The following is a 12099-nucleotide window of genomic DNA, read 5'->3' as shown; positions in this document are numbered from 1 at the left end:
CCGAACTCCTTCATAGTTTTTAAGTATCAAGATAGTTGAATGGAGGATAAATTAATGCTCGGTCAAACAAATCCCATCATGAACCATTTAAGAGATAATGCAGCGATTTACATATTTACCGCCATCCTATTTTTAACAGGAATTATTTTTGGCGCCATCATGGTAAATAGTATGAATTACAGCCAGAAACAAGATTTGTATTTTTTTCTGGAACGATTCTTTAATCAAATTATTCATGGAAAGTTCACAAATCAAATAGAACTAATGAAATTCAGTTTCCTCCTTCATGCGAAATACTTAACTTTATTTTTTATCTTAGGCTTAACCATTATCGGCTTACCAATCGTATGGATACTTGTGTTTTCAAAAGGTATATTTTTAGGTTTCTCCGTTGGTTTTATCGTTAATCAAATGGGCTGGAATGGTTTTATGTTAGCGACTATTTCAATTGCGCCTCAAAATCTGTTGATTATACCGGTCTATTTTATAGCAAGTAGTTTGTCCATGATTTTTTCGCTTCGATTAATCAAACAGCTTGCCGCAAAAAGAAATGCACGGCCGATTATGGAAGCATTAGGTAGCTATACCGTTCTATTTGCTTGTTTATTTCTGTTATCCTTTGCTGCAGCAGCAATTGAAGCATTTATTGCAAATGGAGCAATGGAGTCCTTTATCCCAACATTTCACAAGAAGTCCAGCTCATAAGAGGAAGAAACAGTTTTCTTTGTTGAAAAAAACACTCATTCCTATATAATAATAATTATAAATTGAAAAAGAAATCTCGATTGACACCTGTTTTATGTGTGCCTATAATAAAGATGGGAAATGAGGGAGGGAAATACCGTGGAACATCGCATAGATAAAATAAAAAAGCAACTTCATGCACAAAGCTATAAATTGACTCCACAACGCGAAGCAACCGTGAGGGTATTGCTTGAACGCGAAGAAGATCATCTTAGTGCTGAAGAAATATACCTTCTAGTAAAAGAAAAAGCACCGGAAATTGGCCTAGCTACTGTTTATCGTACATTAGAATTATTATCAGAATTAAAAATTGTCGATAAAATAAACTTTGGCGATGGTGTTTCCAGATATGACCTCCGTAAAGAAGGTGCTGAGCATTTCCATCACCATCTCGTTTGTATCGAATGTGGTTCTGTAGAAGAAATAATGGAAGATTTACTTGTCGATGTCGAAAAAATAATAGAAAAAGATTGGGGTTTTCAGGTTAAGGATCATCGCCTGACTTTCCACGGTCTTTGTAGACAATGTCAAAAAGCAAAAGTAGAAACAGCTCCAACATCGTCTTAAAATGATAAAGCAGATAAATTGCTTACCTATATTTTACGCCCTTTTTTCATCTGAAAAAGGGCAATCATTTTTTACATATTAATTAAACATACGTATATCAATTAAATATTATTTGTACATCTTCTTATATTGGTATAAACTGATTCATTTTTCGCATATCTTTCTAATAGTACATGTATTGGAAAGAGGAGAAATCATGAATCGAATTGTATGGAATACATTTAAAATATTTATCATTTTTACTGTTTGTACAACGATATTTTATTATGGATTGCGTATGATGCATATAGAATTAGAGCATTATCACCGTTACGATCCACCAGAAGGACCATCTGTTAAAGTATTTCTACAAGAACAGCAAATGTTGGAACGATTAAACTTCTTTTTTCGAGGTGAATAACTTCATGCAGACTGATGTGATGGATGATTTTTTTTATTACTTACAAATTGAAAGAGGTTTATCAGATAATACGCTTCAATCTTATCGAAGGGATATAAATCGTTATCATCAATTTCTCACGGCGGAACAAGCTAAACAATGGGATAACGTGGATAGACGTATGATTATCCAGTTTCTCTATCAATTAAATGATACTGGTAAATCACCTGCAACGATAGCTAGAATGCTATCGTCGATTCGTCTGTTTCATCAATTTTTAATACGGGAATCAATTACTAAACAGGATCCTAGCTTACATATTGAAACACCTAAAAAAGCTAGAAAACTACCGGATATCCTTTCTATGAAAGAGGTAGATAAATTATTAGCGGTTCCGACAACTACAGCACTTGGTATTCGTAACAAAGCAATGCTGGAATTAATGTATGCAACAGGATTACGGGTGACAGAGCTAGTCAGTTTAAAAATCAATGATTTACATTTAACAATGGGGTTCCTCCGTTGTATGGGAAAAGGCTCAAAAGAACGAATTGTACCACTCGGTAATATTGCCATTCAAGCAATCAATACTTATTTGGATGAGTCAAGAGGGAAGCTTTTAAAGAAAAATACTGATACTGGCATATTATTTTTAAATCAGCATGGCCGTCCAATGACCAGACAAGGTTTTTGGAAAGTGTTAAAACAGATTACCAAGGATGCAAACATTTATAAAAATATTACACCACATACACTTCGACATTCATTTGCAACACATTTACTAGAAAACGGGGCTGATTTAAGAGCAGTACAAGAAATGCTGGGACATGCAGATATATCTACTACACAAATCTACACACATGTCACAAAAGCACGGCTGAAAGACATTTATCAATCTCATCACCCAAGGGCTTAATTTTTCATTTTTTAGTTGTCTGACATCTAACAACCTTAATGTATTTCTTTACTTGGACATAAAATATACTAGAAAAGGGAACAACATGATATTAGGGAGGTAATAGAATGAAACATTTTAAACGTATTTTTGTTGTGGTAATGGACTCAGTTGGTATTGGAGAAGCGCCTGATGCGGCTAAATTTGACGATATCGGAGCTGATACATTGGGGCATATTGCCGAAAAAATGGGTGGCTTGCATATGCCTACAATGGAAAAATTGGGTCTGAGTAATATCCGAGAAGTTAAAGGAATTGCAGTACAAGATCAACCAATGGCATATTACACGAAAATGCAAGAGGCCTCCAATGGTAAGGACACAATGACAGGACATTGGGAAATCATGGGATTAAATATTGAACAACCATTCCGAACATTTCCGAATGGTTTTCCAGACGAATTAATTCAAGCATTAGAAAAACAAACCGGAAGAAAAATTATTGCCAATAAACCAGCTTCTGGTACAGAGATATTAGAAGAACTGGGAGAAGAACATATGCAAACTGGTGCCTTAATCGTCTATACATCCGCTGACTCTGTATTGCAAATCGCTGCACACGAAGAGATTGTACCAATTGATGAATTATATAAAATCTGCGAAATTGCACGTAAATTAACTTTGGATGAAAAATATATGGTAGGTCGTGTTATCGCTCGACCTTTCATTGGAAAACCAGGCCATTTCGAACGTACATCGAACCGCCACGATTATGCTTTGAAGCCTTTTGGAAGAACGGTTATGGATGAACTAAAAGATGCTGAATTGGATGTAATAGCATTAGGGAAAATCTCAGATATCTTTGATGGAGAAGGTGTAACCAAATCCATTCGAACGATTGACAATAATGATGGTATGACAAAACTTGTAGATTCAGTCAAGGAAGGTTTTACAGGTATATCCTTTTTAAATTTAGTTGATTTTGATGCGAAATATGGACATCGACGTGATCCAATCGGCTACGGTAAAGCACTGGAAGCTTATGATGCAAGATTACCGGAAGTTATCGAGTTGCTAACTGAAGATGATTTACTCATTATTACTGCCGATCACGGAAATGATCCTATTCATCATGGAACAGATCATACACGCGAATTTGTGCCATTACTTGTCTATCATACGTCAATCAAAGAAGGTAAAAAATTGCCGGTTCGTCGTACATTCGCAGACATTGGAGCAACCATTGCAGATAACTTTAATGTCACCATGCCTGCGTACGGAACTAGCTTTCTAAAGGAAATCCAATAAAAGGGGGATTGTGTAATGAAAACTTGGACAGCTGTTTTAGAAGCAACAGAGTACCTAACAGGACGAATCCAACAAAAACCGGAAATTGGACTCATATTAGGTTCTGGGCTTGGCGTACTTGGTGATGAGGTTGAACAAGCTACCATTATTCCATATGAGGAAATTCCTCATTTTCCGACTTCCACCGTTGCTGGACATAAGGGACAGCTAGTGATTGGAACATTGGAAGGGAAAACAGTTCTAGCCATGCAGGGACGTTTTCATTATTATGAGGGATATACGATGCAACAGGTTACGTTTCCGGTACGTGTCATGAAGCAACTTGGCATTCATTCTGTAATTGTAACAAATGCCGCTGGTGGAGTTAATACAAGCTTTTCACCTGGTGATTTAATGTTAATTACAGATCACATCAATCAAATGGGAGACAACCCATTGATCGGCCCAAATATTAGTGAACAAGGCGAACGTTTTCCAGATATGTCAAAAGTATATGATAGATCCTTACTCCAGCTTGCCAATTCTTGCGCAAATGAATTAGGGATTTCTGTGGAACAAGGCGTATATGTCGGTAATAGTGGACCAACCTACGAAACACCTGCTGAAATAAATATGCTTCGTATTTTAGGCGGAGATGCTGTTGGTATGTCGACTGTACCAGAGGTTATTGTAGCAGCTCATACTGGCATGCGCGTACTGGGAATATCTTGTATTTCAAACATGGCTGCTGGCATTTTGGATCAACCGCTCACACATGAAGAAGTAATGGAAACGACTGAAAAGGTAAAAACGGACTTTCTTTCATTTGTAAAACGTATTGTTAATCGTATTTCCAATTCATAGAAAAGGATGATCAAACATGAGAATGTATGACATCATTGAGAAAAAACGAGATGGTCTACAACTATCAGAAGCTGAAATACGCTATGTGATAGAGGGCTATACAAAAGATGAGATTCCAGATTATCAAGTTAGTGCCTTGTTAATGGCAATCTATTTCCAGGATATGACAGAAGATGAACGTGCTGCTTTAACCATGGCGATGGTTGATTCTGGGGATGTCATTAATCTATCAGCTATTGATGGTATAAAGGTAGATAAACATTCGACTGGTGGAGTGGGAGACACCACAACATTAATACTTGCTCCTCTAGTTGCATCTGTTGGTGTTCCCGTTGCCAAAATGAGTGGTCGGGGATTGGGTCATACTGGCGGAACGATTGATAAGCTGGAATCTGTACCAGGATTTCATGTGGAAATATCAAACGATGAATTCGTATCACTTGTCAATCAAAATAAAATTGCAGTCATTGGACAATCAGGGAACTTAACACCTGCAGATAAAAAAATCTATGGTTTACGAGACGTGACTGCTACGGTTGATTCCATTCCACTTATAGCTAGCTCCATTATGAGCAAGAAAATAGCATCAGGAGCAAACGCGATTGTATTAGATGTCAAAACCGGCGCCGGCGCATTTATGAAGAATTTAGAGGATGCAAGAAATCTTGCACAAGCCATGGTTAATATCGGAAACAGAACCGGAAGAAAAACAATGGCCGTTATTTCTGATATGACCCAGCCACTAGGGAACGCGATTGGGAATGCGTTAGAAATGGAAGAAGCCATTCACACATTAAAAGGGAACGGACCGAATGACTTAACAGAACTTTGTTTAACACTTGGATCACAAATGGTTGTATTATCTGAAAGATGCGATTCTATTGAAGAAGCACGTTCGTTATTAACAAAAAATCTTCAAAATGGGAAAGCTTTAGAACAATTTAAAACCATGCTCCAAGCACAAGGTGGTAATCCAGCAGTTGTAGACCATATGGAACTTTTACCACAAGCGAGCTACCAAATAGATTTACCGGCCAAACAATCAGGGACTGTTGCTCAGCTAATAGCAAATGATATAGGTACAGCTGCTGCCATGCTTGGTGCAGGAAGAACAACGAAGGATTCTGTAATTGATTTGGCAGTTGGCATCATCCTTCATAAAAAAATTGGTGACCATGTAGAAGCTGGAGAGCCGTTATTAACAATTTATTCAAATAATCAGCAAGTGGATGCTGTGAAAAATAAGCTTTATGAAGCAATTCACATAGAAGATAAACAAGTAGCCACGCCAACGTTGATCTACGATACAATTATAAATAAATAGTTCAATGAAACGCATGCAGAGAGATTCTGTGTGCGTTTTTTTGTGAATAAGGTTCATTTATTCCTCAGATAATTTCATATTTTCGAATAAAATTCACAGCATGTATCCAAGCATCTTCCATCCGATTTTTTCGCTCAAATATATCAAAAAAATTTGCTTTCAAACTGGTTATAAATAGAATCAAACATGGCAATCCTATCAGTATATTGACTGTTGGAGGTAATCGAATGAAAAAACTTGCCCTATTGTTTGCTATTCTATTGATTATGACTGCTTTTCCTAGTGGCGTTTCATGGGCAGCTGAAAAAGAGCAAGCGGCAGATAGTCCAGATCTAGCACCAAATTCTAAATCAGCTATTTTATTGGAACGAGATACAGGAACAATACTTTATAACAAAAATCAGGATGAAGTACTGCCACCCGCCAGTATGACAAAGATTATGACGATGCTACTCATTATGGAAGAATTAGATCGTGGAAATATTAAATTGGAAGAAACCATACGCATTAGTGAAAATGCTGCCTCTATGGGGGGGTCACAGGTATTTTTAGAAGCGGGAGAAGAAATGAGCATTCAGGACTTAATCAAAAGTATTGCCATTGCTTCAGGAAATGATGCAAGTGTTGCCATGGCAGAAAGGATTTCAGGCAGTGAAGAAGCATTTGTTAAACGAATGAATGAAAAAGTAACAGAATTAGGTTTGAAAAACACAAAGTTTCAAAATTCATCTGGATTACCAGCTGCCAATCATTACAGTACCGCACATGATATGGCCATAATTGCCAAGGAACTATTACGCTATGAATCCGTAACAAAATATACCTCTATATATGAGGATTATCTACGTAAAGGGGAAAAGAATGAATTTTGGCTCGTTAACACAAATAAACTTGTTAAATTTTATCCAGATGTAGATGGTTTAAAAACTGGTTTCACAAACGAAGCCAAATATTGTTTAACCGCAACAGCAAAAAAAGATAATATGCGTGTTATCGCTGTTGTTATGGGAGCTGATACAACGAAAAAAAGAAATGCCGATGTATCTAAAATGCTAGATTATGCTTTCGGACATTTTGATACCAAACCTTTGTATCAAAAAGGAGAAACGATCACGACACTGAAATTATTAAAAGCAGAGCAACAATTGATTGATATTCAAGCATCTCAATCTATTAGTATGCTGTTAAAAAAAGGGGAATCCGCCGAAAATATTCAGACAGAAACAATTATCCATGATGATATTCAACTTCCGATTCAAAAAGGAACGAAAGTAGGGGAGTTAATCATTAAAAAGAACAACGAGGTCTTGTCCAAAACCCCCTTAACTGTTAATGAACACATTAAATCTGCCAGTTATTTAACCTTGTTCAAGCGATCAGTGATGCAATTGACAAAAAACAATTAGGTGCTTCTAATTTTGTCGAATTACTTCTACCTTTGTCAATAAGAAGGAATTCGAAGCCTCAAAAAAGAAATGTATAGTTAAACATAAGGCAGGGAGGAGTTCAAATGGGACTTAATTATCAATTTCAGGTTCAAAAAAATGTTCTAATTGTTCGCTTAGCTGGAGAGCTTGATCATCATGAATCTGAAATGCTTAGAAAATCATGGAAGGATATGCTTTACCAGCATGGAGTACAACATGTGATTGTAAATTTAGAAGATGTAACATTTATGGACAGTTCTGGGCTTGGCGTCATCCTTGGAAGATATAAGGAGGTACTACAACTAGGGGGGAAAATGGTAGTCTGTGCACTATCACCTTCAATCAAACGTTTGTTTGAAATGTCGGGTCTATTTAAAATTGTACAATTAGAGGAAACAGAAGCTTTTGCACTTGAATCATTGGGGGTGGCATCATGAATAATAAAATGAAGTTGGAGTTTTCAAGTGTAAGTAAAAATGAAGGCTTCGCAAGAGTTGCGATTGGAGCATTCGTAGCACAATTAAATCCTAGTATGGAAGAGTTAACAGAAATAAAAACCGTTGTTTCAGAGGCTGTCACCAATGCCATTATTCACGGCTATAATAATGAAGAAAACCATACAATAACATTAATTTGTCAAATCTCTGGTGAAGAGATGGAACTTACTGTAGAAGACCAAGGAATTGGAATTGAAGATTTGGAACAAGCAAGGGAGCCATTATATACGTCAAAACCTGAATTGGAACGGTCAGGCATGGGATTTACAATTATGGAAAATTTCATGGATGCAGTTGAAATCACCTCAACAATAGGCGAAGGTACTTGTATTCGTATGAAAAAACAGCTTATCTCAAATAAAACGGTATGTAAATAGGTGCGCCCTATGGAGGTACATGTAAAGCGAAATCAGAAAACAACTGATAAAAAGATGCTGACCAATGAGCAGGTAAAAAAGCTTATTAAAGCTAGTCAAAAAGGTGATAAGCTGGCACGTGATACACTTGTTGAGAGGAATACACGACTTGTCTGGTCTGTTGTCCAACGATTTTTGAATCGTGGACATGATCAAGATGACTTGTTTCAAATCGGTTCTATTGGATTAATCAAGGCAATTGATAAATTTGATTTAAGCTACGATGTCAGATTTTCCACGTATGCTGTTCCGATGATTATTGGAGAAATTCAACGGTTTTTACGTGATGACGGAAGTGTAAAAGTAAGCAGGACCTTAAAAGAAACTGGCAATAAAGTTCGAAAAATGAAGGATCATCTTACCAAAAAATTACGTCGTTCTCCGACCATTCAAGAAATTGCTCATGAACTGGAACTTTCACCCGAAGAAGTTGTCCATGCACAAGAAGCGGTGAAGGCACCACATTCCATTCATGAAACAGTATTCGAAAATGATGGAGATCCCATTACGTTATTGGATCAAATTTCAGAAGAAGAGACGAACTGGTTTGATAAGTTAACTTTGAGAGAAGCTATTAGAGAACTGGAGGAAAGAGAGCGTCTCATTGTTTATCTCCGGTACTACCGAGATCAAACACAAACAGAGGTCGCAGAGAGGTTAGAGATCTCGCAGGTACAGGTTTCAAGACTAGAAAAAAAGATCATGTCCAATATTAAACAAATGCTCGATTAACTTCATATACCCCTTGAGGAAAACGAACAATGCAATAGTAATAGATGGTGAATATGCGGATAATAGATGTCACTCATATTTACAATATCTAATTCTATTCTTGTTCGTTTTTTATTATTGAACTGTCCGCCACTCAGCAACCATACCGTTTGATTGTAATGGAGAGGTCTTACGAATAGTGTGTACTTAACTATGGTGGCATACAATTTTAACGGGGTTTCTTTTATGAATCGAGCTATTCCCGTAGTTCCTGTGTTTCTTGGGAAACCTTGCTTAGGTTGCCCTTTACTTTTGATAAATGTCCCCACGTTCAACCTCACTATACTTTTTCCAAGTACAAAATTTTTATCATAGAATCCCGTTCGATTACCAATACTAAGTATATGAATTTAAAGCAAGGAGGCACCAACATGTCATCCATTGTCTATCTGCGCTTAAAAAAACATGTCCACTTAAGACCCATGCAACAAATTCGGTTAGCTGATATTGCCTACATATCCACGATGGCTCCCAATAAAATGAAATTAGCTGAAACGAATTTATATCAAATTACGAAGCAGGATAAACAAGCTGTCGTATTGGATAGCTTCCAGATTATCGAGCAAATACATGCACAATTTCCAGATCTGGAAATTCAATTGGTTGGCCCCACTTACACGATTGTGAATGTGGAGAAAAAGAAACATAAACATTCCATTTTATTAGCATCCTTTGTTTGGATTCTATTATTTATTGGGACTGCAATGACAATCATGAATTTTCATTATGATGTCAGCATGTTGGAAGTACAGCAAAAATTACATTTCTTATTTACAGGTAGACAATCCGATCATCCACTATGGATTCAAATCCCTTATTCCTTTGGTTTGGGAATTGGTATGCTATTATTTTTCAACCACTGGTTTAAAAAGCGATTTAATGAAGAACCAAGCCCTTTAGAAATAGAATTATTTCAATATCAGCAAAGTATGGATGAATATATGAGCTATCACGAGAATGCGCTTCATGATAAAAAACATCTTCCTTAATATGCTTGAAGGGCTTACCGGTTTCGCAAGTGGACTAGCAGTCGGGTGTGGATTTGTAGCACTATTGACAGTACTCGGAATCATTCCTCGGTTGGTACAGCTTAGTAAGAGTGCTCATTTAATAAAAAGCTATACAGGAGCGGTTATTGCGGGAACGTTATTCGGAACCTTTTTATCCTTTTCAGATATTACCTGGAATCAACCAAACGGTACGTTACTTTTATGGGGTACATTTCACGGTATTTTTAACGGGATGCTTGCAGCCGCTTTAACAGAGGTACTTAACGTGTTTCCAATCTTATCCAAGCGATTACGCATTGATCAATACTTAAAAAGTTTACTCATGGCTTTCGTATTTGGCAAAGTAGCAGGCTCGCTATTTCAATGGCTTATTTTTGTACAGAAATGATAAAGAGGTTGGTGGAAAAACAGATGACAAATAAACAAAAGGATAATGGACAACGCGTTCCTAAACGAATCAAAGACGTTCAAAGCTATATGAAAAAGCATCTTGGTACAGATGTATCATTTGATATTGGCTATCGACAGCTTGTAATTTTGGAAAAAAACGTGTGTCTATATTTCGTAACTGGACTATGTGATTCTACCATCATACAGGAAATTATTAAAACATTGGTTGAGACAAATGATTCAGAAAGTGATACCGATGCCATTGGAAAGGTAATCGAGAATCGGCTTGTCCATCAACAGGTTGAGAAAGCTGATTCAATGGATGAAATTGTGGATCAATTACTTTCCGGCTTAATACCAGTTTTTGTTGAAGGTGTCCCACATGCCTATATTTTGGATATTCGTAATTATCCTGGAAGAACACCAGAGGAACCAGATACAGAACGGGTAGTTCGGGGTTCGAGGGATGGGTATACCGAAAGTATTGTCGAAAATACTGCATTAACACGTAGAAGAATCCGTGATGAACGGCTGAGAAATGAAATGATGAAAATTGGCGAGCGGTCTAAAACGGATGTTTGTATTAGTTATTTGCAAGATGTAGCAGATGATGAATCTGTCGCCTGGGCCAAAGAAAAAATTAGTAAGATTGATATTGATGGTATCCCAATGGCAGATAAAACAATTGAGGAATTCTTTGTTGACCATAAATGGAATCCATATCCACTTGTTCGTTATACGGAAAGGCCAGATGTTGCTGCGAAACATCTATTAGCAGGACATCTTCTTCTCATTATCGATACATCGCCCAGCATTATGATTTTACCAACTACATTCTTCGATCACATGGAGCATGCTGAGGAATTTCGGCAAGCACCATCAATTGGTACTTTTATTCGGTGGATTCGATTTTTAGCAGTATTAGCTTCTTTGTATTTATTACCATTATGGCTATTATTCGTTATTGATCCATCGTTATTGCCAAAGGAACTGGCGTTTATTGGACCAAACGAAGAAGGTAATGTACCAATTATTGTCCAAATTCTCTTAGCCGATATCGGGGTTGAGTTTTTACGAATGGCGGCAATTCACACTCCGACTCCTTTAGCAACTGCAATGGGATTAATTGCTGCAGTCATGATTGGAGAAATCGCAGTAGATGTTGGGCTATTTAGTCCAGAGGTTATACTATATGTCTCCATCAGTACAATTGGCTCCTATGTAACCCCAAGCTATGAGCTAAGTGTAGCCAATAAAATAATGAAATTAATGATTCTTATTTTGACGGCATTTTTCGGAGCAATTGGTTTCAGTATTGGTTTTGTAATCAGCATTGTATCACTGGTTAGCTTTAAGGCATTCAAAGCACCTTATTTATGGCCGTTTATTCCATTCAATTATAAAGCCATGGTTCACAATGTTTTACGCGTACCGATTCCATACACAAATAAAAGACCAAGTATTGTTCATCCAAAAGATGTATACAGTCAGCCAAATCCGGAGACTCAAAAAAAGTAAGGATACAAGCA

Annotated in this window: 14 protein-coding genes; all 14 read left to right on the top strand. The window is 37.0% G+C overall.

The features are described 5' to 3' along the window. Nucleotides 1-54 precede the first annotated feature (54 nt). The 14 genes from spoIIM (at nt 55) to DX933_RS11085 (ending at nt 12088) form a co-directional block, all read left to right on the top strand. A complete protein-coding gene (gene spoIIM / locus DX933_RS11155; RefSeq protein ID WP_123316514.1) occupies nt 55-705 on the top strand; it encodes a stage II sporulation protein M in 651 nt (216 codons plus the stop codon). Nucleotides 706-843: 138 nt separating this feature from the next. Then, nucleotides 844-1311 carry a ferric iron uptake transcriptional regulator gene (fur, locus tag DX933_RS11150; protein WP_123316513.1) on the top strand — a complete coding sequence of 156 codons (468 nt, stop codon included), beginning with the start codon at nt 844-846 and terminating at the stop codon, nt 1309-1311. Between the two features lie 196 nt (nt 1312-1507). After that, nucleotides 1508-1711, top strand: a complete 204-nt coding sequence (locus DX933_RS11145; protein WP_123316512.1) for a DUF4227 family protein — start codon at nt 1508-1510, stop codon at nt 1709-1711. A 4-nt stretch (nt 1712-1715) separates the two neighbouring features. After that, a complete protein-coding gene (gene xerD, locus DX933_RS11140; protein ID WP_123316511.1) occupies nt 1716-2606 on the top strand; it encodes a site-specific tyrosine recombinase XerD in 891 nt (296 codons plus the stop codon). A 107-nt stretch (nt 2607-2713) separates the two neighbouring features. After that, nucleotides 2714-3892 carry a phosphopentomutase gene (gene deoB, locus DX933_RS11135; protein WP_123316510.1) on the top strand — a complete coding sequence of 393 codons (1179 nt, stop codon included), beginning with the start codon at nt 2714-2716 and terminating at the stop codon, nt 3890-3892. A 15-nt stretch (nt 3893-3907) separates the two neighbouring features. Further along, on the top strand, nt 3908-4735 hold the full coding sequence (locus tag DX933_RS11130) for a purine-nucleoside phosphorylase (RefSeq protein WP_123316509.1): 828 nt from the start codon (nt 3908-3910) through the stop codon (nt 4733-4735). Between the two features lie 16 nt (nt 4736-4751). Next, a complete protein-coding gene (locus tag DX933_RS11125; RefSeq protein WP_123316508.1) occupies nt 4752-6059 on the top strand; it encodes a pyrimidine-nucleoside phosphorylase in 1308 nt (435 codons plus the stop codon). Between the two features lie 227 nt (nt 6060-6286). After that, on the top strand, nt 6287-7465 hold the full coding sequence (locus tag DX933_RS11120; RefSeq protein WP_123316507.1) for a D-alanyl-D-alanine carboxypeptidase family protein: 1179 nt from the start codon (nt 6287-6289) through the stop codon (nt 7463-7465). Nucleotides 7466-7569: 104 nt separating this feature from the next. Further along, the gene (gene spoIIAA / locus DX933_RS11115; protein ID WP_123316506.1) at nt 7570-7923 is read left to right on the top strand and encodes an anti-sigma F factor antagonist; all 354 of its coding nucleotides are present in this window, start codon (nt 7570-7572) and stop codon (nt 7921-7923) included. Further along, the gene (gene spoIIAB, locus DX933_RS11110) at nt 7920-8360 is read left to right on the top strand and encodes an anti-sigma F factor (protein ID WP_123316505.1); all 441 of its coding nucleotides are present in this window, start codon (nt 7920-7922) and stop codon (nt 8358-8360) included. Before spoIIAA ends, spoIIAB begins: the two co-directional genes overlap by 4 nt. A 9-nt stretch (nt 8361-8369) precedes the next feature. Beyond that, on the top strand, nt 8370-9131 hold the full coding sequence (gene sigF, locus DX933_RS11105; protein ID WP_123316504.1) for an RNA polymerase sporulation sigma factor SigF: 762 nt from the start codon (nt 8370-8372) through the stop codon (nt 9129-9131). Between the two features lie 410 nt (nt 9132-9541). Then, on the top strand, nt 9542-10159 hold the full coding sequence (locus tag DX933_RS11095; protein ID WP_123316502.1) for a stage V sporulation protein AA: 618 nt from the start codon (nt 9542-9544) through the stop codon (nt 10157-10159). Then, nucleotides 10137-10568 carry a stage V sporulation protein AB gene (locus DX933_RS11090; protein WP_123316501.1) on the top strand — a complete coding sequence of 144 codons (432 nt, stop codon included), beginning with the start codon at nt 10137-10139 and terminating at the stop codon, nt 10566-10568. Before DX933_RS11095 ends, DX933_RS11090 begins: the two co-directional genes overlap by 23 nt. A 23-nt stretch (nt 10569-10591) precedes the next feature. After that, the gene (locus DX933_RS11085; RefSeq protein WP_123316500.1) at nt 10592-12088 is read left to right on the top strand and encodes a spore germination protein; all 1497 of its coding nucleotides are present in this window, start codon (nt 10592-10594) and stop codon (nt 12086-12088) included. Nucleotides 12089-12099: the final 11 nt, after the last annotated feature.

The organism is Ornithinibacillus gellani (assembly GCF_003730295.1).
In the GTDB taxonomy this organism is placed as follows: domain Bacteria; phylum Bacillota; class Bacilli; order Bacillales; family Amphibacillaceae; genus Ornithinibacillus_A; species Ornithinibacillus_A gellani.
Note: the sequence above shows the minus strand (reverse complement) of the source record. Positions and strands in the feature narration are given on the sequence as shown.

What these genes read in the sequence shown, in the direction of transcription:
- spoIIM (WP_123316514.1), top strand. Translation starts at nt 55, where the DNA reads ATGCTCGGTCAAACAAATCCCATCATGAACCATTTAAGAGATAATGCA.
- DX933_RS11145 (WP_123316512.1), top strand. Translation starts at nt 1,508, where the DNA reads ATGAATCGAATTGTATGGAATACATTTAAAATATTTATCATTTTTACT.
- xerD (WP_123316511.1), top strand. Translation starts at nt 1,716, where the DNA reads ATGCAGACTGATGTGATGGATGATTTTTTTTATTACTTACAAATTGAA.
- deoB (WP_123316510.1), top strand. Translation starts at nt 2,714, where the DNA reads ATGAAACATTTTAAACGTATTTTTGTTGTGGTAATGGACTCAGTTGGT.
- DX933_RS11130 (WP_123316509.1), top strand. Translation starts at nt 3,908, where the DNA reads ATGAAAACTTGGACAGCTGTTTTAGAAGCAACAGAGTACCTAACAGGA.
- DX933_RS11125 (WP_123316508.1), top strand. Translation starts at nt 4,752, where the DNA reads ATGAGAATGTATGACATCATTGAGAAAAAACGAGATGGTCTACAACTA.
- DX933_RS11120 (WP_123316507.1), top strand. Translation starts at nt 6,287, where the DNA reads ATGAAAAAACTTGCCCTATTGTTTGCTATTCTATTGATTATGACTGCT.
- spoIIAA (WP_123316506.1), top strand. Translation starts at nt 7,570, where the DNA reads ATGGGACTTAATTATCAATTTCAGGTTCAAAAAAATGTTCTAATTGTT.
- spoIIAB (WP_123316505.1), top strand. Translation starts at nt 7,920, where the DNA reads ATGAATAATAAAATGAAGTTGGAGTTTTCAAGTGTAAGTAAAAATGAA.
- sigF (WP_123316504.1), top strand. Translation starts at nt 8,370, where the DNA reads ATGGAGGTACATGTAAAGCGAAATCAGAAAACAACTGATAAAAAGATG.
- DX933_RS11095 (WP_123316502.1), top strand. Translation starts at nt 9,542, where the DNA reads ATGTCATCCATTGTCTATCTGCGCTTAAAAAAACATGTCCACTTAAGA.
- DX933_RS11090 (WP_123316501.1), top strand. Translation starts at nt 10,137, where the DNA reads ATGATAAAAAACATCTTCCTTAATATGCTTGAAGGGCTTACCGGTTTC.
- DX933_RS11085 (WP_123316500.1), top strand. Translation starts at nt 10,592, where the DNA reads ATGACAAATAAACAAAAGGATAATGGACAACGCGTTCCTAAACGAATC.